We start from the raw sequence: 21098 nt of genomic DNA, 5'->3' as shown, positions 1-21098 counted from the left end.
CCGACGGACCTTGGTTACGAAAAAGGCGGCCGCTGCAAGCCGCGACCGCCTTTTGAATGCTTGCGGACTTTACCGTTATTATTCCGCCGCCTGGCGAGCCATCGGATTGTTCGGATGGGTCGTCCAGTTGGCGTAGTTCGGGTCAACGAGCTTGCCGGTGCGCTTGTCGAGGCTGCCTGCCGGCAGTTCTTCCATGGTGATGCAGTTCTCGACGGGGCAGACGTTGACGCAGAGATTGCAGCCGACGCATTCCTCTTCCATCACCTCGAAGCGCCTGACGCCATCGACGAAGTTGGTGATCGCCTGGTGCGAGGTGTCCTCGCAGGCAATGTGACAGCGGCCGCACTTGATGCAGGCGTCCTGGTCGATCTTCGCTTTGGCGATGTAGTTGAGGTTCAGATATTGCCAGTCGGAGACATTCGGTACGGCGCGAGCGATAACATCGTCCAGGGTGCGATGCCCCTTCTCGTCCATCCAGTCGGAGAGGCCCGTGATCATCTCCTCGACGATCTTGAAGCCGTAGGTCATAGCCGCCGTGCACACCTGCACGTTGCCGGCGCCGAGCACCAGGAATTCCGCCGCATCGCGCCAGGTGGTGATGCCGCCGATTCCCGATATCGGCAGGCCGTAGGTTTCCGGATCGCGGGCGATTTCGGCCACCATGTTGAGCGCGATTGGCTTGACGGCCGGGCCGCAATAGCCGCCATGGCTGCCCTTGCCGCCGACAGTCGGGTTCGGAGCGAAATTGTCGAGATCGACGGAGACGATCGAGTTGATCGTGTTGATCAGCGACACCGCATCGGTACCGCCGGCCTTGGCGGCGCGTGCGGGCTTGCGGATATCGGTGATATTCGGCGTCAGCTTGGTGATGACCGGCATGCGGGTGTATTGCTTGCACCAGCGCACGACCATTTCGATATATTCCGGCACCTGTCCGACTGCGGAACCCATGCCGCGTTCGGACATGCCGTGGGGACAGCCGAAATTGAGCTCGATGCCGTCGGCGCCGGTTTCCTCGACCAGCGGCAGGATCGCCTTCCAAGCCTGTTCCTCACAGGGCACCATGATCGAGGCGATGAGCGCGCGATCCGGCCAGTTCATCTTCACCTGCTTCATTTCGCGCAGGTTGGTGTAGAGGTCGCGGTCGGTGATCAGCTCGATGTTATTGAGGCCGAGCAGACGGCGGTCGGCGCCCCAGATCGCGCCGTAGCGCGGGCCGTTGACGTTGACGACAGGCGGGCCTTCTTCGCCGAGCGTCTTCCAGACTACGCCGCCCCAGCCCGCCTTGAAAGCGCGCTCGACGTTATAGGCCTTGTCGGTCGGCGGCGCGGAAGCCAGCCAGAACGGGTTCGGGGATTTGATGCCAACGAAATTATTGCGGAGATCTGCCATGTCGGTTCTCCTTTCAGGCGACTGCAGCGGCCGCCTTGGCGGCAGCGAGCGCACGGTTGATGGATTCGGCCGCGTCGCGACCCTGTGCCACGGCCGAGACCGTCAGGTCATCGCCACCAAGCACGCAGTCGCCGCCGGCCCATACGCCTTCGATCGAGGTTCGGCCTTCGCCATCAATGGCGATGCGGCCGGATTCCATGCGCAGTGCGCCGAGGCCTGAGGCTTCGAACGTCTGGCCGATCGCCTTGAAAATCTGGTCGGCGGCGATGACGCCGACATCGCCGGTACCAACGAGCTTGCCGTCACGCAGCTCGGTATATTCGACCTCGATACCGGCGACTTTGCCGTCCTTGTCGAGGATGCGCTTAGGCGCGAGCCAATGACGGATGATGACGCCCTTGGAAGCGGCCAAGTTCTGCTCGAATTCCGAGGCGTTCATGTGTTCCTTGCCGCGGCGATAGCAGATCGTTACTTCTTCGGCGCCAAGCAGTTTTGCCTGCACAGCCGCGTCGATTGCGGTCATGCCGCCGCCGAGAACGACGACGCGGCGGCCGATGGCAATATCGGCTTTGTTGCCGGCCTGACGAAGGTCGGCGATATAGGCAACCGCATCGGCAACACCATCGAGATCCTCGCCTTCGGCACGCAGCGCGTTGACGCCGGCAAGGCCGAGGCCGAGGAAGACGGCGTCATATTGCTGAGAGAGGTCGGAAAGGCTGAAATCGCGGCCGAGCGCCTGGCCGTTCTTCACCTCGATGCCGCCGATCGCAAGCACGTAATCGACTTCCTTCTGAGCGAAATCGTCGACCGCCTTATAGGTGGCGATGCCGTATTCGTTGAGGCCGCCGGCCTTTTCTCGGGCGTCGAAAATGGTGACGTCATGGCCGTTGACCGCGAGGCGGTGGGCGCAGGCGAGGCCTGCCGGGCCGGCGCCGATGACGGCGATCTTCTTGCCGGTTGAAGCGGCGCGCGAATAGAACTGCTTGTTCTCAGCCATCGCCGTGTCGGTTGCGTAGCGCTGCAGCCGGCCGATCTCGACCGGGCGCTCTTCGGCAGTGTTGCGCACGCAAGCCTGCTCGCAGAGCTGTTCGGTGGGACAGACGCGGGCGCACATGCCGCCGAGGATGTTCTGATCGAAGATCGTTTTGGCAGAGCCGATCGGATTACCCGTCGAGATCTGGCGGATGAACATCGGAATGTCGATGGAGGTGGGACAGGCCGTCATGCACGGCGCGTCGTAGCAGAAATAACAGCGGTCGGATGCGACCAGCGCCTCATGCTTGGTGAGGCGCGGATGAAGATCGGAAAAGTTTGCATCATATTCAGCGGGCGTGAGCCTGCCTTTATGAATCCCAGTTTCCAGTCGTCCCATTGAAGTTCCCTCTTATAGTAAACGGCTAGTACTGGAACGGTAACTCAGCTTAAAAAATTTATCAAATGGTAAAATTTTGGAGGCAAAGCGTGCCGCTGGGTATTCTTCAGCCTGGAAGGGCTAATTCAGGAGGGCGCCCGATCATTGCTTTAAGCATGTGATTTAAATAGGTTTTTTACTTTCTTGGAGCAGGCGCCCAAAGAGATCGGGGTGCAATGAGGATGACGAGCACCCGCCTATGGGCCGATAAGCGTCATCTCTGCGGTCGCGCTGAAATGTGAAAGACCGATGAATTTTTTTGGGTCTGCATGGAACCAAGGCCGTGCAGCATCGTTATGTCGATGTCCTGACGATGATCGCATCTCCCGATGCACGCCCAATACGTCTCAGGACTTTTACTCACGGTCCCCTCCCGATGAGTGCAAAGCAGCCAGTGCGTCGCCCTCGCACTGGCTGTTTTATTTTGTCGCTGTTATCAGCCTTAGCGGCGTCTCAGGATTTCATATTCAGTTTCGGGAATGGTGATCCGATAGCCGATGCTTCCGTCGTCAATGGCGAAGTCGGCGCGGCCGTTCATGGATGTCGGTACGACGCGCTCAAGCACCGTTCGGCTAAAGCTGTTGTCTTCGAACTCGTGATCGGAGGGTGTGTAGAACCGTTCCGACCATGCCACTTCGATCGCCTTCTTGCCGTCGAGTTCGGCTTCCCTGCAGTTCAGCGTGATGCTGGTTGCACCGGTCGAGATGGCGCCGTGAGATGCGGAATTGACGATGAGCTCATGCAGAGCGAGGCCCAGATGCACGGCCGCATTGGGCGTCAGATGAGCGTTGATGCCATAGATCGGCATGGGAACGCCGGCATCGGGCCAATAGGGTGCGAACTGCTTTTCCGCCAGTTCGAAAAGATAGGCGCCCCGCCAGCTGGAATCGGTGATGAGATCCTGCGAATTCGACAGGGATTGCAGGCGGCCGCGGAACTTGATCAGGAAATTATCGACGGAAAGCGTGTGGCGGGCGGTCTGCGTGGCGATGCCCTGAATGATGGCGAGCAGGTTCTTGGAGCGGTGCGACAGTTCGCGCAGCAGCGACTTCAGCACTTTCTCGCGGTGGCGGCTTTCGGTGATCTCCGAGATGACCGACAGCACGCCTTGCGGCTTGCGCCCGCCGACTCGCTCCATTTTCAGTTCATAGATGCGTATGCCGTCGCCGCTGGCGATCTCGACCTCGGCGGTTGCCGGCCTGCCGCTGTCGAGCACGCCGCGCTTCAATCGGGAAAGATGCTCGCCGTCCTTTTCGCCGAAGAGATGTGAATCATTCCCGCCTATGACGACAGACGGCTGTAGGTGATCCGGCAGATTGTCGGCATAACGGATCGAGAGATTTACATCCTGAAACAGGACGGACACACTGGCGCTCGCAAGCGCCCGCTCCATCAGAGCGGCCTTGCCTTCCAAACTCAAAGGCGCGCCGGGTAATGGTTCAGACGTATTCACCGGCTTGCCTTTCACACGCATTTCGGGAACCCCGCCGATAGGGCGTTCCCACTCGTAACAACCTGAACCGACCTATAGAATCATCCCGGATAATAGTCGGTAAACCGGCCGCTTCGCACACAAACGCCCGGTCAGGGTCTTTGTTCCGCCGTAGGGGTTTCACTTGAATCAGGCAGCCACCTTTGTGGTTTCGTTAAAGAACAGTGCCTGGCTGATGAGGGCCTTCACCATGTCTGGATTGAAAGGCTTGGTCACAAGGAAGGTCGGCTCCGGCCGTTCGCCCGTGAGCAGCCGCTCCGGGAAGGCGGTGATAAAGATCACCGGGATGCTGGCAGTCTTGAGGATGTCGTTGACGGCATCGATGCCGGAGCTGCCGTCGGCAAGTTGGATGTCGGCAAGCACCATGCTCGGTTTCGTTGCATTGTAGAGCGCGACCGCTTCCGCGTGTGTACGGGCGATGCCGGTGACGCGATGGCCGAGGCTTTCCACCATCTGCTCGATATCCATCGCGATCAGCGGTTCGTCCTCGATGATCATGATATCAGTCGCCACCTGGCGGGAGATTTCCTGGGAGGCAGTGTCAAGCAGGTGCATCGCGTCGCTTTCCGAAACGTCGAGGATATCGGCGATCTCGCCGAGGCGGAAACTTTCAACGGAGGCAAGCAGGAATGCCTGTCGTGCGAGCGGCGAAACCTTGGAGAGGTTCACGGTGGCGCGCTGTTCCCAGGCAAAGGGAGAGGCCGGTTCAGTAATCTGAAGTGTTACGGAACCGAACAGCTTGGTGAACAGTTTATAGAGTGCGACACGATCGCTGTCCGTGTCCGGAAAGATGGATATGTCGGCGATGATGGCTTCCAAAACCGCAGCAACATAGGCGTCCCCCGACGTCTGCGTTCCGGTCAAGGCACGTGAATAGCGCCGCAAGTAAGGAAGATGCGGCGCAATGCGTGTGGAAAGTGTCATCAATGGCTCCCGCCTTTTATAACATTCTAATTAAATACAGCCTAAAGGCCGCAACAACTAAGAAAACGTCAGTTGAGTAAAAAAGTTCCTCTTTGTCGGAACTTTTTTTAGGCAGTCGCATTACAATGCTTACAATCAGTGGACTTCAACCTTTACGATTCGTTAGGCATTGTTTTGATTGGGGTCGATCGGTCTTCCGGACGGGAGATTAGGGCGTCTTATCCATGAACGCGAGAAAAGTGAAAAGCGAGCAGGTTAAATGACTATCCAGAATCACGAGGACGCAGACAAGAAGACATCGGACCTGCGCGCGGTGGATATCCTCGATCCCAATAACCAGATCGGCAACCGATTGCGCTCGTTTTATGCCGCCGTGCAGGATGAGGCTATTCCCGATCGCTTTCTCGACCTCTTAGAGAAGCTCGATCGGGCGGAAAGCATGGCCTCGGCAAAGGTCTCCGAATAGGAGGGCGCGCCATGGAAACGCAAACGAGCTTCAAGCGCGAACTTCTCGCAGCCCTTCCGAGCCTCCGGGCCTTCGCCATTTCGCTGACCGGCCGTCACGACCGGGCGGACGATCTTGTTCAGGATACGATCATGAAGGCGTGGGCCAAGCAGGATCATTTCGAAATGGGCACCAACATGAAGGCCTGGCTCTTCACCATCTTGCGCAACGAGCTTTACAGCCAGATGCGCAAGAGCGGCCGTGAGGTGCAGGACAGCGACGGCGTGTTCACGGAATCGATGGCGACGCACCCGCCGCAATATGGCGCTGTCGACCTGCAGGACTTCCGCAAGGCCCTGGATCAGCTGCCCCCGGATCAGCGCGAAGCCATCATCCTTGTGGGGGCGTCGGGATTTTCCTATGAGGAAGCTGCCGAGATCTGCGGTTGCGCGGTCGGCACCATCAAGAGCCGCGTCAATCGCGCGCGCCAGCGCCTGCAGGAATTGCTGGATATTTCCGGCGAGGCAGATTTCGGTCCGGACGCCACCTCGGCACCGCTGACATCAAAGGCATTCGCTTTCTAGAGCAGTTCCAGCAAAAGTGCGAAGCGGTTTTGCGTCCGGAACTGCGTAAAAACAAGAAGATAGAGCGTTTTCGTGATTCGAAGAAAAGCGGAAATGCTCTAAGAAAAGGCCCGGCGCTATCGACCGGGCCTTTTATCGTTACAACTTATTTATGGCTTCACGAGCTTCGCGCCAATTTCTCGGCAAGGCGACGATTTCGCTTTGCGGCGTTTGTCGATTTGGAAATGCCGGATCAATCGTCTTCGTCGCGCGCGCCGAACAGATTTCCGAAAAGAAGAGCGGCGGCGATGGCCGCAGTCATTAGCGGTTGCTTGCGCACGAGGCCGAGCGCTGCTGCCGCCATCGATTCCATCGCCAGCAAACGTTCTCGGGCCTGCCGTTTCTCCTGCTGATTGATGATGGCCATAACGACGAGGACGATCAGCCCTAGCAACAGGGCACCTGCGGCAATCAGCAGAGCAGAAACCGCCCCGCCATAGATCGTTGCCAGCCAGATGGCTGCCGCTATAAGCGCGAAGGCATAGGCCGTCAGCAGGAGGAGAGCCGCGATCACGATGAAAATGCCGTTGCGCTTGGTTCGCGCAACGGTGCGGTTGAATGTGCCTGACAGGAGCAGGCCGAGAATCGGGGCGATCATCCCGCCACCCTAGCGGCGAGACAGAAGCAGAGCGACGGCCAGGCCGAATGCAGCCGCCGCGCCGATGGTGGCGACGGGATGCTGACGCACGGTCCTGCGCACTTCGCGCGAACCTCTCGTATAGCCGCGCTGCAGATCGCGCAGCAGCTCCTCGCCGCGAACCGTCAGATCGTCCAAATTGGATTCGGCGGTCGCGCGCAATTTCTTACCATGCCTCGCGCCGCTTTCACCAATCAGCTTGGCAAAGGCTGCAACTTCTTCGCGTAGCGACTCGATTTGATCTTCGATGCTTGCCTCGACATCGTGCAGGCTGCTGCCATTACGCTTGCCGCGCGCCGAATGAAGGATGGATGTAGCCATGTTCAGCTCCCTTTCGCTTTGCTTCGGCGCCCGAAGGCACCTCTTATTCGCGATAATCGGAGGTCTTTTGACACACCGATAGTGTTCGGAATATCATTTCCGATCACTCGCTCTCAACGCGCGGATGCAACAAAAGGTTCCAGAAGCCGCCGGGTCGGGAGTTCTCAGCCGCCGAGCGCGCTATGGGCAAGGACGAATGGAGCACCATCGGCGGGAACGCGATTGACCTGCAAGTTGCAGCCGAATACGTCCTGAAGATGCCGGTCGGTCAGCACGTCCTTGACCGAACCCTCGGCCTGTAGCCGGCCGGTCTTCAGCAGAACCATCCGGTCGGCAAAAAGTGCAGTGAGATTGAGGTCATGCATGACGGCAATGACCCCGCCGCCGCGTCGGCAGAATTGCCGGGCAAGCGTCATGATGGTGAGCTGATGGCTGATGTCGAGGCTGGAGACCGGCTCATCGAGAAGCAGCCAGCACGGCCTGCCGTCTATGATGGGCTCGGAAATCTGACAGAGCACCCGGGCGAGCTGCACGCGTTGCTGTTCGCCGCCGGAAAGCTCCTGATAGAAGCGCCCTTCGAAGCCGTCGAGATCGACGGCGGCGAGCGCCTCTGTCGCGGTGCGGTCAGCCTGCTCCGGATGACGGTTGCGGCCGCTTGTCAGGCCCATGCGGACAATCTCGCGGACCGTAAAGGGGAAGGAGATCGAGCTTGCCTGCGGCAGCACGCCCCGCATTTCGGCAAGTTGCCAGGCCTTGAGGCCGGCAATCTCAGTGCCGTTCATTCGGGCGCTGCCGCGATAGGCGAGTTCGCCGGAAATGGCTTTCATGGTCGTGGTCTTGCCGGAACCGTTCGGCCCGCAGATCGCCGTCAGCGCTCCGGCCTCGGCCGTGAAGGATATGTCCTCAACGACCGGTTTGCCGGCAAGCCATACGCTCAGATTGGAAACGTCGATCATCGCAGGCTCACAGGCTGAGGCGCGAGCGCTGCCTGAGCAGCATCCACAGGAAGAACGGACCGCCGACGCCGGCCGTCAGAATGCCGATCGGCAGCTCGGCCGGAGAAACGAGGATGCGGGCGACGACATCGGCAATGACAAGCAGCGAGCCACCGAGCAAGGCTGAAGCCGGAAGCAGGAAACGATGGTCCGGGCCAATGATCATGCGCAGAATGTGCGGGACGACGATGCCGACAAAGCCGATGCCGCCACTAACGGCGACGGAGGCGCCGACCGCCGCAGCGACGCTGACGATGGCGATATTCTTCAGCCGCTGCACTGATATCCCCATGTGGAAAGCGGCCGCCTCGCCGAGTGTCAGTGCGTTCAGTCCGCGCGCCATGAAGGGAAGGGGAAGAACTGAAAGGAGGATGATCGGGCCGGCACCTGCGACCTTGCTCCAAGTCGAGCCCGCCAGCGATCCCATGCTCCAGAAGGTGAGGTCCCGCAGCTGCCGGTCGTCGGCCATGTAGATGAGGATTCCGGTTGCCGCCAGCGCAAGCGAACCGAGCGCAATGCCGGCCAGCAGCATGGTTGCGATCGATGTCTGTCCGTACCGGGTCGCGACCTTATAAAGCAATATCGTCGTTGCCAGACCGCCGATGAAGGCGGCGATCGGCAGGGAAAAGATCCCGAAGAGATGTGCGAGAGGGGCGAGCACGCCGCCTCCGAGGACGATCATGGCGACCGCACCGAGGCTCGAACCAGCGGAGACGCCGATCAGGCCGGGATCGGCGAGCGGATTGCGGAAGAGGCCCTGCATGACCGCACCCGAAACCGCCAGCCCACCGCCGATCAGGAAGCCGAGGACGGCGCGGGGCAGGCGGATATCGAAAATGACGATGCGGTCGCGGATGCTGAGAGTGCTGTCCGCGCTGCCGCTCAGCATGCCCGTTATCACGTCGATGACCGAAGCGTTCGACGCGCCTGTCGTGATCGAAAAGAGAAAGGCAACGGCCGAAACCAAGACCAAACCGGCGATGACGAGGATCGCAAGTGCGGTGCGATCCCCTTGGTGGCGGTGTGCCGTGGCTTGCGACATTTGCTTCAGCCCTGCCATGGCATCGTTGAATGCCACGTCAGCCTCCGTAGATCGCCGCGTTCAGCTCGCGGATGGCGCTGGCCGTGCGTGGTCCGAAACCGAGCAAATGCAGGCCGTCCATGCGCACGACTGCCTTGTGGCTCGCGGCCGGCGTCAGCGAAATGGCGGATTGCTTGAGAAGATCTTCGTTCGACATCGACAGCGGGCCCTCGCGATCCATGATCAGGATGACGTCAGGCTTGGCTTCGATGATCGCTTCGTCCGTCACCGACTTGTAGCCGGAGAAGCCGTTGATCGCATTGGTGGCGCCGGTCAGCTTGATGATGCCGTCGGCGGCCGTGGCGCTGCCCGAAGCCATGATCTTGCCGTTCTGGTTGCTGAGCACGAAGAGTACGCGCTTGCGCTCGGCCTCCGGGCGCTTGGCGGAATCGCTGATCGCGGCATCGAGATCGGCGGCGACCTTGTCTTCCAGGGCCTTTGCCTTGTCCGGCACGCCAAGCAGCGCGCCAACGACTTCGATCTTCTTCAGGATGCCGTCGCGATCGTAGGTCTGCGGTACGGTCTCGAAGGGCAAGCTGGCATTGCGCAGCACGGCCAAGGCTTCCGGCGGGCCGGAACCTTCCACCGCGATGATGGCTGTGGGATTGACGGCCAGGATGCCTTCCGGCGACAAAGCGCGCATATAGCCGACATCGGGAAGTTTGGTCGCTTCCTTTGGATAAAGGCTGGTGGAGTCACGGGCGATGAGCCGCTTTTCTTCACCGAGCGCATAGACGATTTCCGTGACATCGCCGCCGATGGAGACGAGGCGTGACGCATCGATCTTCGGTGCCGCCTCGGCAGCGTGTGCGTGCCGCACGAAGCTGCCGAGCCCGGCGATCGGATTGGCAGGCACGAGCGGCAGGGCCATCACCACCATGGTCAGGGCGATTTCCCACGGCCTGATGTGCTTCAAGTTCTTAAACATCGTCATGAGCATCTCTTATGCGGCGACGCTGGCGCCCGATCTCGTCAGGTTTTCCAGGATAGCGCGCCAATCGCGGCGCTCATCGAAGCCTTCCTTCCGCTTGCCGAAGAACTGGATGATCATCTCGCCCTTGGCATTATAGGCCTCAAGCGAGGTGACGTGGCCGTCCTTGGTCGGCTTGCGCACAACCCATGCCTCGGCGATGTGGTCCTGGCGCAGATGCAGGTGGAAGGTCGGGTCCATGACGTTGATCCAGGGACCCATGGTCTGCACGTTGTAGATCGGGCCGGAATGGATCTGCACGGTGCCTTCGTTGGCGACGAAGCACATGATCGGCAGGCCCCCGCGCACGCAGGCATGCATCATTTCAGTGACGGCACCGGCATCCAGTTTCCATGCGTAATCATCGCCGACGGTGCGGATCGCGTCCTGGCGGCCGATCTTCAGCTTTTTCAGCATGCCGAAGAATTCGTGCGTATCGGTCATGCGGCTCCAATGGTCGCGCAGCTCGTCGCGGCTGACATCGCCGTCCGTCGCGCCATTGTCGTAACCTGAACGATCCTCGGCGAATTCCTGCGACTGGTCTTCAATGCGCAGCTCGGCGACCATGGCGTGATAGGCCTCGACATTCGAATCGGGGCGCAGATGCACCTTGTGGACGGCATCGCCGGCCTTGTCGAAGAACTGCAGGCTCAGCCTCTTCTGGTCGCCATCTGTCTTGGTGACGGCAAAGCCATGAACCCAGCGCTTCGGGAAGATGCGCAGGTCGATATTCTCGCCGAGCACGATCGCCGCCTGCGCGCCGAATTTCATGTTCTCATAGACGCCAATTTTCTCATGCACCGCGCTTTCGTTGCGCGACAGCGCCATGATCTCGCCGAGCGAGGCGATCCGCTTCAGGAAGCGATCGACGCTGGCATCGATGCGGGTGGCCGAAATGCCGACTTCGGCCGCGACGAGCGCCGCTTCGGAAATATTCAGGCGGGCCGCGATGTCGCGCTCGCGCATCTTCGGGTTATCGGCGCGGAAGGCGCGGATTTCGGCGGGGGTCGGGCGGCTCATCTTATTCATCTGTCATGCCTATTTGTTGAGTATGAGTTTGCCTTGGCGCGTAATCTTCATGCGGTAGATGACGCCCTCATGCTTGATCATGATTTCGGTCTGGCCCCGGAAAATATCCGTGCTCTCGACAATTCGTATCTGTGGTGCGGCCATGCATTGCACCGGCGGCGTAGGGGTCTTCTCAGCAATCATCCTGTTTAGCTTTGCCTGAAATTCATCTGGGGTCGAACTGTTGTACGGCCAAATTTATCTTGACTCTCTTACTCATGGTTTCATAAACACACAATAGGATACCTATAGAGTCAAGTTTAAAATTTTCGACGATACACGCCAAGGCCGCGCTGGTCGGGCGAGCGGCGTCAAGCACATACAGGAGACATGCCGATGCTGACGAAAACGATCTTGGCGCTCGCCGCCTCGGGGCTGTTTGCTGCGGCATCTTCTGTTTCTGCTTTCGCTCAGGATGCGAATTCCGCGGCACTCGCATCGGCTGCGCACAAGCTCACCGTCGAACTCAATGCATTGGCTCCCTCGCAGAAGGGATGCCTGATGACCTTCGTTGCCGAAAACGATATGGCAGCGCCGATCAACAAGATCTCGTTCGAGCTTGCCTTCTTCAACGACAAGAATGCCGTCGACCGCGTTACGGTGCTTGATTTCCGCGACCTGCCGCTCGGCAAGAAGCGGGTGCGGCAATTCGATATGCCGGGCGTCAAATGCGAAACGGTCTCGCGCATCATCATCAACGACACGCCGGTCTGTGACGGCCCGGCCGCCGGCGAATGCAAGGCCGCATTGACGACCCGCTCGCAGACCGCAGTTCCCTTCGAGGGCTGAAGCCATGGCAATACGCTCGGCGAAAGTTTCCATGGAGCGCCGCGCCAATGGCGGCTTGAATGACAACTATCCGAGTGTGTTGCCCGGCCACGAACTGACCGGCCTCGAGGGTGTGCCGCGACCGCCGGCCGGCGAGGCTGTGGTGCATTACAGCCGCTTTACGCAAATCAGCTCCTATCCAGACCATCCGAGCGATGCCGCCCCAGATGAGGCGGCGGAGCATCTGCCGATGGACGCGCTGCCTGAGAGGGCGCGAGAAACGGCTTCTGGGCGCAAGACGTCGCTGCTTTTCTCCGGCGTGGGATCCTGCCTGTTCCATGCCGCTATCGTTATTGCGCTGTTGTTTACCTTTCTTGCCACGCCGGAAGAAGCGCAGGAGGAGGCGGGCGATACCATCAGTGTCATCATGATCGGCAATTCCGATGCCGATCAGATGGCTACGGGCGAGGAAAACCCGCAGACGGAGCCGGAGCAGGTGACCGCCGAGGCCGTGCAGCCGCAGACGGTGCGGCCGACTGAAGTCACGCCCGAACAGGCGCAACCGCCCCAACCGGATGTCGTTCAACCGCAGACAGTAGAGACGCAGCAGCTTCAAACGGTTGAGCCCGTGGAGCGGACCCAGCCCACCGCAGTCGCGCCTGAGCAGCCGCAGATTTTGGCGACGCAGGCGCCGGCCGAGATGACGGTCATCCAGCCCGCCGAACCGGTGCAGTCTGTTGATAGTGAGGTTGCCGAAGCTCAGCCGGCAGAGCCTCCGCCTGAGGTTGTGACACCGGTGGAGAAGCCGAAGCCAGTTGAACGGCCGAAGGAAGTGAAGAAGCCGGTCGCAAAAGTCGCCAAGGCAAAGTCAGGTTCACGCGGCGAAAATCAGGACAATTCGAAGAGGGGGTCTGTCGACGGCACCGAAACGGCACAGTCCGATACCAATTCACAGGCAAATGCTCGTCGGACCGGTGCGGGTAGTGCTGCCGTCGCGAATTATCCGGGCAAGGTGCAATCGCGCATCCGGCGAGCTGTGCGCCTCTCATCGAAGTACGAGCCTGGCATTACTGTGCGTGTCCGCCTCACGATTGGTTCGAGCGGTGATCTGACCTCCCTGTCGATCGCGCGGAGCTCGGGCTTCCCGGAGTTGGACGAAGCAGTTACCAGCGGTATCCGCAGGGCGGCACCGTTCCCGCCATTGCCCTCGGAATGGGGCAAGCCGAATTGGTCTTTCACGCAAGAAGTGCAAGTGACGGGCCGATAGGTCCTAAGGACAGTCGGTTAGGTGCAACCAGATGCCGTTTGCCGGTTCTGGAAGGGCAAATGCCGGACATCTGCCAAGCGCTTTAAAATATGATGAAAACTCTCAACTTTATACTTTACTACAAAAATCATGTTTATTAAGGTCGTCTCACGCTCGGTGGAATCGAGCGTGGAAGAGCAACCAGCAAACGGGTGATGTATGGCGCGTAAGGGGAAGAGGGGTTCGGGTCGCGAGAGCCGCGAAGTGCAGGCAACGGCGCAGGCTTCCGGGAAATCCACTCTCGATGGACGCAGCTTCCTCTATGTCGGCGGCCGCGATTGCCAGGTGGCGCATCTGCGGCAGATCGCCAGCAATTTCGGCGCCGAACTCATCCATCATGATGGCGGCCTGCGCGAGGCGGTTTCGCGCATCGACACCGTGCTGCCATCGGTCGACTGTGTGTTCTGCCCGATCGATTGCATCAGCCATGACGCCTGCCTGCGCGTGAAGACGGGCTGCAAGAAGTTTGGCAAGGCGTTCATTCCCTTGCGCAATGGCAGCAAATCCAGCCTCGAGCGGGCGCTGCAGACCATGAAAGAACGAGACGCTTCAAGATGATCGATAATGGCCCTGACGGGTTTGCGCTGATCGGCCTGCACAAGCTGGCCGCACAGAATGGTGATGGGCTTGTGCCCGAACTCTATGAATTGCTGATGCGCCGCGCCAATGACCAACGGCGGGCCGCCAATGTCGCGACATTTCCCGCCTGGAAGACGCGGCAGCCGGGAGAGGCGCCGGAGCAACCGCTCGACGCAGCGAGCCGCAATGGCGCAAATGTCGTTGCCTTTGCGCCCGACGCGGATAAGACTGTCGCCCGTCGCAAGAAGGTCTGATCGTCGAACGAGGTTGCCATGTATATCGCCATGAACCGCTTCAAGGTCGTCATCGGTTTGGAGGGCGAATTCGAAGAGGTTTGGAGAGGGCGCGATTCCCGCCTATCGGACGTGCCGGGTTTTCTCGAATTCCGCCTTCTGCGCGGAAAATCGAGCGTGGAGGAGGGCTATACGCTGTTTTCCTCGCACACGACCTGGCACAGCGAAGATGATTTCATCAACTGGACGAAATCCGAGCATTTTCGCATGGCGCATCGCAATGCCGGCGAGAACAAGCGGCTCTATTGGGGGCCGCCGCAATTCGAAGGCTTCGCTGTCGTTCCGGGGATTTGAAGCAGCGTCCCTTACCCTGGTAAAATAGTTTTCTCTCAGGCCTTGGCCGTATCGGTTCTGAAAAAGGCGCCGAGCGCTATCGCCGCCCAGCCGGCAATCATGCCCATTCCGCCCGTCGGAGCGGCCATCGGGAAGAGCGAGCTGCCGCCGAAATGCCTGTTGATGAGATCGCCGGCAAAGATCAGCGTTCCCAATCCGAGCAAGATTGCAGCAATAGGCGCTGTGCGGATACGGTCATAGCCGGCATAGAGTGCCAGGAGAGCAGGGGCGTGGGCGAGACTCATAGTGGAGGCTGCGCCGAGGAAATGCGTGTCGCCGCCATGAGTTGCGGCTGCGGCCAGCGCAACACCGCCGCCCCCGAGGATGCCGGCGATAAACAGGGTGGCCGGACGGATTATGGCGCCGATGCTCATGTTTTCCTCATTCCCTGTTCTGCATATGAAAGGCCAGACGCTCGACCGGCTCCCAGATGACGGCCCGCAGCTTTTCGTTTTCGATGGTCTCGTCCATGGCGCGGCGGAAGCACAGCAGCCATTCGTCGCGCTCCTTTGGACCAATGGCGGCGACGAAATGCCGGCTGCGCAGGCGCGGGTGGCCGCGCTTTTCGATGTAGAGTTGCGGCCCGCCGAGATAGCCGGTCAGATATTCGTAGAATTTCTCCTGTGAGCCTTCGAGACTCGGCGGGTGCACGGCGCGGCAATTTGCGGCCTCCGGCAGCGTATCCATCAATTCGTAAAAGCGTGATGTCAGCGCCCGCACAGTTCGGTCGCCGCCGATCGCTTCGTAGAGTGTGATGGTTTCTTCGCTCAAGCCCAGGCCCCTGTTTGCGATGTCCTAGATGGCAACTCAGGAGCGCTGTCGCAACTGTCCAAGCGGCCGGTGCGGCGTTTCGGCGCTACTATTTTTTGGCAGTCAGCTGGAAAGCATCGCTTTCCCCAGGGATGAGCTCGAGCGGCCAAACGGTCTGACGTGCCTTTCTTGGATACTCGTGGCTGTAGGCGGGCATGCTGGAAAGCAGGATTTCCGCCAATTCGACGCCAAGATCGTGTACGGACGTGCGGAAGCAGGTCAGCGCCGGCTGCAGGAATTTGGCGCGCGGCGCCTCGCGGAAGCTGACGACCGCTATATCGCGCCCAGGGATGATGCCGGCTTCCATCACGCGCCGATAGAAGCCGATCGCCATCAATTCGTAGATCAGGATCACAGCCGTCGGCCCGCTTTCGAGGCCCAGTAACTCGTCGGCAACCTGATAGCCGCCTTGTTCGCTCGATTTGGCACGAATGACGAGGGCGGGATCATAGGCGATGCCATGCCGCTCCAGCGCCCGGCGATAGCCGTCAACGAAGATGAAGCCGAGATTGATGTCGCTTGAGGGTGCGCTGACCGCGATGCGGCGATGTCCATGCGCAACGAGCCGGTCGACGGCGGCATTGGCGACGCCGTCAAAATCGAGGTCGGCCCAGGGGTGCTGCGTGCCTGACAGGCTGCGGCCAAGCGCTGCGAAAGGGATTTTGGCCTTGGCAAGCAGGTCGAAGCGCTTGTCGACGCGCTGCGTCTCCGAGATGATGAGCGCATCCACGATCCGTCTCGCCACCATGCGCTTCAGATATTCATAAGGGTCCTCGTCATGCGGGCAGGGCAGCATGATGAGATCGAGCTTGTAGCGGGAGAACACGCTCTGCAGCCCGCCCGTTACCGTCAGGAAGAAATTGTCGCTGTTTTCAACCGTTTCCCGGCTGGACTGGATCATCAGACCGATGACATTGGTCGTGCCCTGCCGCAGGCTGCGGCCGGACTGGTTGGCGACATAGCCGAGCTGCTCGGCAGCGGCGAGCACGCGCTTGCGGGTCTCCTCGTTGACATCAGGCTTGCCGTTCAATGCGCGTGATACTGTGCCGATCGAGATATCGAGATGCTCGGCAAGCTGACGAATTCCCTTCATCGGCCGCGGTTTTCCTCCCTGCTCCATTTTCCGCTGTCCTCCTCTATTGACACAGGAAAATCTTTTCGCATAGTATCGTAAACGTTTACGGAGCGCGTGTCATGAGGGGTTACGCACCGCCCGCAGGAGGACATCGTGAAATTTAATGCCATTTTGTGCGGGTGCGGAGCTATGTCCAAGGGCTGGCTCAGGGCCATCGCCTCGACGCCGGCGCTTGCCGAATCCATTCAGATTGTCGGTCTGGTCGATCTCAATCGGGCGACCGCCGAAAACCTTGCGAAAGAATTCTCCCTGGATGGTGCCGTCATCGGCTCCGATCTCGCTGAGGTCATTGCGATCACCAAGGCGGATCTGGTCTTCGATATCGTCATTCCGGCTGCACGCTTTGGCGTGGTTTCGACGGCATTGAAGGCCGGCTGCCATGTGTTGAGCGAGAAGCCGATGGCGACGTCGCTCGCCGAGGGCGCTGCCTTGATCAACCTCGCGGCAGCTGTGGGTAAAGTCCATGCCATCATCCAGAACCGCCGCTTCATCTCCGGCATCCGTCGTCTGCGACGTTTCGTGGAGGAGGGGGCAATCGGTGAGCTGACGGGCGTCCATTGCGATTTCTTCCTCGGTCCGCATTTCGGCGGCTTCCGCGAGGAGATGGACAATGTGCTGCTGCTCGACATGGCAATCCACACCTTCGATGCCGCTCGCTTCGTGTCCGGCAAGGTGCCGCTCTCAGTCTATTGCCTTGAAAAGAACCCGGTGGGCTCCTGGTACAAGCATGGCGCATCAGCCCATGCGCTCTTCGACTTTTCCGATGATGTCGTCTTCAGCTATCGCGGTTCCTGGTGCGCCGAGGGTCGTCGCACGAGCTGGGAAAGTGAGTGGCGGCTCACCGGCAGCAAGGGCATGCTGACCTGGGACGGGGAAGAGAATTTCGAAGCGGCTGTCGCCGGTAACGAGCCGGGGCTGCTGCATGGTTTCACGCCGATCGAGGTTCCCGGACCGAAGCACGAAGAAGAGACGCATGGCCACGCGAGCGTCATCGCATCCTTCATCGAAGCGATCAAAACCGGCAAGCCGCCCGAGACGGCGAGCTCTGACAATATTCGCAGCCTTGCCATGGTTCTAGGCGCCATTGAGAGCGCCAAGACCGGCCGGCGCGTCGACATTTCAGCACAAGGACAATGACATCATGACAAATCCGGCAAAGGCCATCCGCATCGGCACGATGATCAGGGCGACGAACGAGGATGCCGCCCAGAACATCGCCAAGATCGCCGATCTGGGCTTCGAGAGCTTCGAGCCCTTCTTCTGGCAGAGCACCAACGGTCAGAATCTTGCGGAACTCGGCAAGCGCTGCCGCGAGGCCATCGGCGATCGCGACATCACGATCTCTACCCTCGGCATGTTCGGCAATCCGCTCGAAGAGCGCGAGATGGACCTGCAGACGTTGCAGGGCTGGAAGGATTGCATCGACAACGCCCATCATTTTGGCGCGACCTGCGTTGCCGGCTTCACCGGCCGCATCCGCAACCAGCCGCTCACAGACAGCCTGCCGCGTTACAAGCAGATCTGGGGCGAGCTTGCCAAGCGTGCGGCCGACAAGGGCATCAAGATCGCCTTCGAAAATTGCGCCATGGACGGCAATTGGGCGACCGGCGATTGGAACATCGCGCATAACCCCGATGCGTGGGAGCTGATGTTCAATGAAACTCCGGATGACAATCTCGGCCTGGAATGGGAGCCGTGCCATCAGATGGTCTATCTGATCGAGCCGCTGCCGCAGATCCGCAAATGGGCGAAAAAGATTTTCCATGTCCACGGCAAGGATGCGACGATCCGCTGGGATGTCATCAAGGAGCATGGCATCTTCGGCAAGGAGAAGTTCGTCTTCATGCGCACGCCGGGCTTTGGTGACAGCAACTGGACGGACATCATCTCCGAGCTGCGCTTGGCCGGCTGGTCCGGCTCCATCGACATCGAGGGCTGGCATGACCCGGTCTATCGTGATGCACTCGAAATGACTGGCCAGGTTCACGGCCTGAACTATCTCAAGGCAAGCCGGGGTGGGGACTTCGTCGAGTAATGCATGCATTTGCAGAACTGCATCGATTTAGGAGGCAAGTTGTGCGTTAATGAAATGCCCTGAGTGATCGACGCTTAGGGCATGACGGAAACCCGAACGGAGGAACCCGAGCGTCCGCACCTTACCCCATGGGACAGGCGGGCGCTTGGCGCAGGTAAGAGGAAAACGCCGATGGCAGCGCGGGCCATGTCATCGGACAGATACCGTCACGGTTCGCATGGTGGAGGAGAATGTATGAATATTTTTTCGAAGCTGGCGATCTCCGCCGGCATGTCGCTTCTGCTTGCTGCCGGTGTGGCGCAAGCGCAGAGCAAGACATTTAACGTCTGGTGGTTCGAACTGCCGGATACTTCGCAGGCCAAGGCATGGACCAAGGCGCTCGAAGAGCTGAAAGCCAAGCATCCTGACGTTACGATCAATTTCGAGCAGAAGACTTTCGAGCAGTTGCAGAAGGCAGGCAGCCTCATCCTCAATTCGGATCAGGCCCCGGATGTTCTGGAGTATAACAAGGGCAATGCCACGGCTGGCCTCGTCGCCTCGCAGGGCCTGCTGACACCGCTCGACGATCAATTCAAATCGCGCGGATGGGACAAGATCCTCAACGAAACGAATAGCCAGCTCAGCAAATACGACGGCAACGGCATCTACGGTTCCGGTCCGATTATCGGTATTCCCGTCTATGGCGAATTCGTTTCGGTTTTCTACAATATCGACATGTTCCAGGCCAATGGCGTGAAAGTGCCGACCACGCTGGACGAATTCGAAGCTGCGCTCGACACTTTCAAGAAGAAGGGCATTACGCCGCTTGCCTATGGTACGGTGGATTCCAACGCACAGCACCTGGTCTATACGCTTGCTCTGACGCAGGCTGACGATACCTGGGTCAAGAATTATCAGGGGCTGAAGGCACCGCTTGATACCAAACCCTTCCTGTTCGCCGCCCAGAAGATCGCCGACTGGGTGAGCAAGGGTTATATTTCGAAGGATTCGACGGGCCTTAAGGGTACCGGCGGCGCTGACAATCTCTTCTCGTCGGGCACAGCTCCGATGTTTGTCAGCGGCACCTGGAACAACGGCAACTTCGCGAGCTCGATCAAGACCTTCAAGTGGAGCCAGTTCATCTTCCCGACCACGAAGTACAGTGTGGGTTCGACCGGTAACCTGTTCATGGTGCCGAAGAGCGCGAAGAACAAGGATCTCTCCTACGAGTTCATCGATCTTGTTCTGAGCAAGGAAAACCAGAACCAGCAGGCCAATCTCGGTGGTGTTGCCATCGCCGCCGATCCGGCCTCAGTCACCGACGAAGTCGGCAAGCGCAACGTCGAGCTCTTCAACCAGATCTCCAGCAAGGGCGGCCTCGGCTTCTACCCGGACTGGCCGGTGCCTGGTTACTACGAACTGCTGATCCAGGCGACCACGGGTCTTGTCAACGGTTCGACCACGCCTGATCAGTTCGCGGCGCGCCTGAAGAAGGCCTACGACGACGTGCAGGCAGCGCAGTAACACCATCGGCGACAATCACAACGGCAAGACGGCTTTGATGCCGCCTTGCCGTATCGGACTGGAGGATTTCGATGGATAAGTCGAAGAGCGCCGGCAGGGCGGGGTACTATTTCTACATGATCCCCGGCGTGCTCGGGTTTTTTCTCGTCGTGCTCGTTCCGCTGATTGCCAATTTCGTCATCAGCTTCACGACATGGAAGGGCGGCGTCATTCCGCCGCGATATGTTGGCTTTGAGAATTATCAGCGGCTGCTTCACGATGCGGCTTTCTGGGGTTCCATCCAGCATACGCTGCTGTTCATCATCTCGATGACGATCGTGCCCATCATATTAGGGCTGGTGCTAGCGGCGGTGCTATTCGACTATATCAGTGCGCAATTCAGCCAGACGTGGTCGAGCTTTTTTCGCGCAGGCTTCTACCTGCCGCAGATCCTGCCGCTGACAGCCGCCGGCGTACTATGGGCATGGATTCTCAATCCCATCGGCATCATCAATGCGGTGCTGAAGGCGATCGGCCTCGATTTCATGGCGAAAAACTGGCTGGGGGATGCAAGCTATGCGCTCTGGGCGGTTTCGGCCGTCATCGTCTGGGTGCAGGTGGGCTATTGCCTGGTCGTGTTCATGTCCGGATTGGCACGCGTCGATCCTTCGCTCTACGAGGCCGCCGAGCTCGACAATGCGAGCTGGTTCGCGCGTTTCCGCGCCATCACCATCCCGATGCTGATGCCGGAAATTTTCGTCGTCGCGCTGACGACGCTGATTGCGGCGCTCAAGGTCTTCGCGCCGATCTATGTTCTGACGTCGGGCGGACCGGACAATGCAACGACGGTCCCATCCTATCTGTCATACTATCATTTCTTCACGACAAACCGCGTCGGATATGCGGCAGCCATCGCGACGCTGCAGACGGTCATGACCATCATACTCGGCATCCTCTTCCTGCGTATGCAGTCGAAGCAGGCCGAAGGAGGGCATTGA

25 protein-coding genes are annotated in these 21098 nt (G+C 59.6%); 11 read left to right on the top strand and 14 right to left on the bottom strand.

Annotated elements, in window-relative coordinates:
- Window positions 1-78: 78 nt before the first annotated feature.
- From preA to AC13RE_RS05990, 4 genes are all read right to left on the bottom strand, one after another.
- On the bottom strand, window positions 79-1392 hold the full coding sequence (preA, locus tag AC13RE_RS06005; protein ID WP_488562266.1) for an NAD-dependent dihydropyrimidine dehydrogenase subunit PreA: 1314 nt from the start codon (window positions 1390-1392) through the stop codon (window positions 79-81).
- A gap of 13 nt (window positions 1393-1405) precedes the next feature.
- Window positions 1406-2764 (bottom strand): NAD(P)-dependent oxidoreductase, encoded by a 1359-nt coding sequence (locus AC13RE_RS06000; RefSeq protein WP_488562265.1) that lies wholly within the window; start codon window positions 2762-2764, stop codon window positions 1406-1408.
- A gap of 481 nt (window positions 2765-3245) precedes the next feature.
- Window positions 3246-4277: a sensor histidine kinase gene (locus tag AC13RE_RS05995; RefSeq protein WP_132717325.1), complete on the bottom strand. Its 1032-nt coding sequence runs from the start codon at window positions 4275-4277 to the stop codon at window positions 3246-3248.
- Between the two features lie 147 nt (window positions 4278-4424).
- Window positions 4425-5219 (bottom strand): response regulator, encoded by a 795-nt coding sequence (locus AC13RE_RS05990; protein WP_015340816.1) that lies wholly within the window; start codon window positions 5217-5219, stop codon window positions 4425-4427.
- Between the two features lie 259 nt (window positions 5220-5478).
- On the opposite strand from AC13RE_RS05990, the gene AC13RE_RS05985 reads away from it, so the two are divergent.
- A complete protein-coding gene (locus AC13RE_RS05985) occupies window positions 5479-5685 on the top strand; it encodes a NepR family anti-sigma factor (protein ID WP_112334893.1) in 207 nt (68 codons plus the stop codon).
- Window positions 5686-5696: 11 nt separating this feature from the next.
- Entirely contained in the window at window positions 5697-6248 is a 552-nt protein-coding gene (locus tag AC13RE_RS05980) for an RNA polymerase sigma factor (RefSeq protein ID WP_112334892.1), read from the top strand.
- 232 nt (window positions 6249-6480) lie between these two features.
- On the opposite strand, the gene AC13RE_RS05975 is transcribed toward AC13RE_RS05980, so the two are convergent.
- The 7 genes from AC13RE_RS05975 to hemP all read right to left on the bottom strand — a co-directional run bounded on the left by AC13RE_RS05975 (window position 6481) and on the right by hemP (window position 11503).
- On the bottom strand, window positions 6481-6885 hold the full coding sequence (locus AC13RE_RS05975; RefSeq protein ID WP_132717324.1) for a hypothetical protein: 405 nt from the start codon (window positions 6883-6885) through the stop codon (window positions 6481-6483).
- A gap of 9 nt (window positions 6886-6894) precedes the next feature.
- Window positions 6895-7245 carry a glycine zipper domain-containing protein gene (locus tag AC13RE_RS05970; RefSeq protein ID WP_015340813.1) on the bottom strand — a complete coding sequence of 117 codons (351 nt, stop codon included), beginning with the start codon at window positions 7243-7245 and terminating at the stop codon, window positions 6895-6897.
- Window positions 7246-7409: 164 nt separating this feature from the next.
- A complete protein-coding gene (locus tag AC13RE_RS05965; protein WP_488562264.1) occupies window positions 7410-8201 on the bottom strand; it encodes a heme ABC transporter ATP-binding protein in 792 nt (263 codons plus the stop codon).
- 7 nt (window positions 8202-8208) lie between these two features.
- Window positions 8209-9300 (bottom strand): FecCD family ABC transporter permease, encoded by a 1092-nt coding sequence (locus tag AC13RE_RS05960; RefSeq protein ID WP_488562549.1) that lies wholly within the window; start codon window positions 9298-9300, stop codon window positions 8209-8211.
- A 19-nt stretch (window positions 9301-9319) separates the two neighbouring features.
- A complete protein-coding gene (locus tag AC13RE_RS05955) occupies window positions 9320-10255 on the bottom strand; it encodes a heme/hemin ABC transporter substrate-binding protein (RefSeq protein WP_488562263.1) in 936 nt (311 codons plus the stop codon).
- Between the two features lie 9 nt (window positions 10256-10264).
- Window positions 10265-11320, bottom strand: a complete 1056-nt coding sequence (locus AC13RE_RS05950; protein WP_488562262.1) for a hemin-degrading factor — start codon at window positions 11318-11320, stop codon at window positions 10265-10267.
- 9 nt (window positions 11321-11329) lie between these two features.
- Complete coding sequence (gene hemP, locus AC13RE_RS05945; RefSeq protein WP_015340808.1) at window positions 11330-11503, bottom strand: hemin uptake protein HemP; 174 nt, start codon at window positions 11501-11503, stop codon at window positions 11330-11332.
- 192 nt (window positions 11504-11695) lie between these two features.
- Here hemP and AC13RE_RS05940 point away from each other — a divergent pair, with 192 nt between their 5' ends.
- The 5 genes from AC13RE_RS05940 (at window position 11696) to hmuQ (ending at window position 14599) form a co-directional block, all read left to right on the top strand.
- Entirely contained in the window at window positions 11696-12148 is a 453-nt protein-coding gene (locus AC13RE_RS05940; RefSeq protein ID WP_488485197.1) for a hypothetical protein, read from the top strand.
- Between the two features lie 4 nt (window positions 12149-12152).
- On the top strand, window positions 12153-13394 hold the full coding sequence (gene tolA / locus AC13RE_RS05935; protein WP_488562261.1) for a cell envelope integrity protein TolA: 1242 nt from the start codon (window positions 12153-12155) through the stop codon (window positions 13392-13394).
- Between the two features lie 198 nt (window positions 13395-13592).
- Complete coding sequence (locus AC13RE_RS05930) at window positions 13593-13991, top strand: DUF2325 domain-containing protein (RefSeq protein ID WP_488562260.1); 399 nt, start codon at window positions 13593-13595, stop codon at window positions 13989-13991.
- A complete protein-coding gene (locus AC13RE_RS05925; protein WP_112334884.1) occupies window positions 13988-14266 on the top strand; it encodes a hypothetical protein in 279 nt (92 codons plus the stop codon). The genes AC13RE_RS05930 and AC13RE_RS05925 overlap by 4 nt, the downstream gene beginning before the upstream one ends.
- 18 nt (window positions 14267-14284) lie before the next feature.
- Entirely contained in the window at window positions 14285-14599 is a 315-nt protein-coding gene (hmuQ, locus tag AC13RE_RS05920) for a heme-degrading protein HmuQ (RefSeq protein WP_132717316.1), read from the top strand.
- 35 nt (window positions 14600-14634) lie between these two features.
- Here the strand turns inward: hmuQ and AC13RE_RS05915 are convergent, their stop codons facing one another.
- The 3 genes from AC13RE_RS05915 to AC13RE_RS05905 form a co-directional block, all read right to left on the bottom strand.
- Window positions 14635-15012, bottom strand: coding sequence for a DUF423 domain-containing protein (locus tag AC13RE_RS05915; protein ID WP_488562259.1), 378 nt, complete (start codon window positions 15010-15012; stop codon window positions 14635-14637).
- A gap of 7 nt (window positions 15013-15019) precedes the next feature.
- Complete coding sequence (locus AC13RE_RS05910; RefSeq protein WP_112334881.1) at window positions 15020-15409, bottom strand: group II truncated hemoglobin; 390 nt, start codon at window positions 15407-15409, stop codon at window positions 15020-15022.
- Between the two features lie 88 nt (window positions 15410-15497).
- The gene (locus AC13RE_RS05905) at window positions 15498-16541 is read right to left on the bottom strand and encodes a substrate-binding domain-containing protein (RefSeq protein ID WP_488562258.1); all 1044 of its coding nucleotides are present in this window, start codon (window positions 16539-16541) and stop codon (window positions 15498-15500) included.
- A 135-nt stretch (window positions 16542-16676) separates the two neighbouring features.
- Between AC13RE_RS05905 and AC13RE_RS05900 the strand changes: the two genes are divergently transcribed.
- From AC13RE_RS05900 to AC13RE_RS05885, 4 genes are all read left to right on the top strand, one after another.
- The gene (locus tag AC13RE_RS05900; RefSeq protein ID WP_488562257.1) at window positions 16677-17720 is read left to right on the top strand and encodes a Gfo/Idh/MocA family protein; all 1044 of its coding nucleotides are present in this window, start codon (window positions 16677-16679) and stop codon (window positions 17718-17720) included.
- Between the two features lie 4 nt (window positions 17721-17724).
- Window positions 17725-18618: a sugar phosphate isomerase/epimerase family protein gene (locus AC13RE_RS05895; protein WP_488562256.1), complete on the top strand. Its 894-nt coding sequence runs from the start codon at window positions 17725-17727 to the stop codon at window positions 18616-18618.
- A 234-nt stretch (window positions 18619-18852) separates the two neighbouring features.
- Window positions 18853-20121, top strand: a complete 1269-nt coding sequence (locus AC13RE_RS05890; RefSeq protein WP_132717311.1) for an extracellular solute-binding protein — start codon at window positions 18853-18855, stop codon at window positions 20119-20121.
- A 71-nt stretch (window positions 20122-20192) separates the two neighbouring features.
- Window positions 20193-21098 carry a carbohydrate ABC transporter permease gene (locus AC13RE_RS05885; RefSeq protein WP_488562255.1) on the top strand — a complete coding sequence of 302 codons (906 nt, stop codon included), beginning with the start codon at window positions 20193-20195 and terminating at the stop codon, window positions 21096-21098.

It is taken from the genome of Martinezella sp. CNPSo 3959 (assembly GCF_057784355.1).
Note: the sequence above shows the minus strand (reverse complement) of the source record. Positions and strands in the feature narration are given on the sequence as shown.

Excerpts from the sequence above, each read along its gene's own strand:
- AC13RE_RS05940 (WP_488485197.1), top strand. The coding sequence starts at position 11,696 with ATGCTGACGAAAACGATCTTGGCGCTCGCCGCCTCGGGGCTGTTTGCT.
- AC13RE_RS05890 (WP_132717311.1), top strand. The coding sequence starts at position 18,853 with ATGAATATTTTTTCGAAGCTGGCGATCTCCGCCGGCATGTCGCTTCTG.
- AC13RE_RS05930 (WP_488562260.1), top strand. The coding sequence starts at position 13,593 with ATGGCGCGTAAGGGGAAGAGGGGTTCGGGTCGCGAGAGCCGCGAAGTG.
- AC13RE_RS05915 (WP_488562259.1), bottom strand. The coding sequence starts at position 15,012 with ATGAGCATCGGCGCCATAATCCGTCCGGCCACCCTGTTTATCGCCGGC.
- AC13RE_RS05955 (WP_488562263.1), bottom strand. The coding sequence starts at position 10,255 with ATGACGATGTTTAAGAACTTGAAGCACATCAGGCCGTGGGAAATCGCC.
- AC13RE_RS05965 (WP_488562264.1), bottom strand. The coding sequence starts at position 8,201 with ATGATCGACGTTTCCAATCTGAGCGTATGGCTTGCCGGCAAACCGGTC.
- AC13RE_RS05925 (WP_112334884.1), top strand. The coding sequence starts at position 13,988 with ATGATCGATAATGGCCCTGACGGGTTTGCGCTGATCGGCCTGCACAAG.
- AC13RE_RS05995 (WP_132717325.1), bottom strand. The coding sequence starts at position 4,277 with ATGCGTGTGAAAGGCAAGCCGGTGAATACGTCTGAACCATTACCCGGC.
- AC13RE_RS05895 (WP_488562256.1), top strand. The coding sequence starts at position 17,725 with ATGACAAATCCGGCAAAGGCCATCCGCATCGGCACGATGATCAGGGCG.
- hemP (WP_015340808.1), bottom strand. The coding sequence starts at position 11,503 with ATGATTGCTGAGAAGACCCCTACGCCGCCGGTGCAATGCATGGCCGCA.
- AC13RE_RS06000 (WP_488562265.1), bottom strand. The coding sequence starts at position 2,764 with ATGGGACGACTGGAAACTGGGATTCATAAAGGCAGGCTCACGCCCGCT.
- AC13RE_RS05950 (WP_488562262.1), bottom strand. The coding sequence starts at position 11,320 with ATGAATAAGATGAGCCGCCCGACCCCCGCCGAAATCCGCGCCTTCCGC.
- tolA (WP_488562261.1), top strand. The coding sequence starts at position 12,153 with ATGGCAATACGCTCGGCGAAAGTTTCCATGGAGCGCCGCGCCAATGGC.
- hmuQ (WP_132717316.1), top strand. The coding sequence starts at position 14,285 with ATGTATATCGCCATGAACCGCTTCAAGGTCGTCATCGGTTTGGAGGGC.
- AC13RE_RS05885 (WP_488562255.1), top strand. The coding sequence starts at position 20,193 with ATGGATAAGTCGAAGAGCGCCGGCAGGGCGGGGTACTATTTCTACATG.
- AC13RE_RS05980 (WP_112334892.1), top strand. The coding sequence starts at position 5,697 with ATGGAAACGCAAACGAGCTTCAAGCGCGAACTTCTCGCAGCCCTTCCG.
- AC13RE_RS05960 (WP_488562549.1), bottom strand. The coding sequence starts at position 9,300 with ATGGCAGGGCTGAAGCAAATGTCGCAAGCCACGGCACACCGCCACCAA.
- AC13RE_RS05990 (WP_015340816.1), bottom strand. The coding sequence starts at position 5,219 with ATGACACTTTCCACACGCATTGCGCCGCATCTTCCTTACTTGCGGCGC.
- AC13RE_RS05970 (WP_015340813.1), bottom strand. The coding sequence starts at position 7,245 with ATGGCTACATCCATCCTTCATTCGGCGCGCGGCAAGCGTAATGGCAGC.
- AC13RE_RS05905 (WP_488562258.1), bottom strand. The coding sequence starts at position 16,541 with ATGAAGGGAATTCGTCAGCTTGCCGAGCATCTCGATATCTCGATCGGC.
- preA (WP_488562266.1), bottom strand. The coding sequence starts at position 1,392 with ATGGCAGATCTCCGCAATAATTTCGTTGGCATCAAATCCCCGAACCCG.
- AC13RE_RS05975 (WP_132717324.1), bottom strand. The coding sequence starts at position 6,885 with ATGATCGCCCCGATTCTCGGCCTGCTCCTGTCAGGCACATTCAACCGC.
- AC13RE_RS05985 (WP_112334893.1), top strand. The coding sequence starts at position 5,479 with ATGACTATCCAGAATCACGAGGACGCAGACAAGAAGACATCGGACCTG.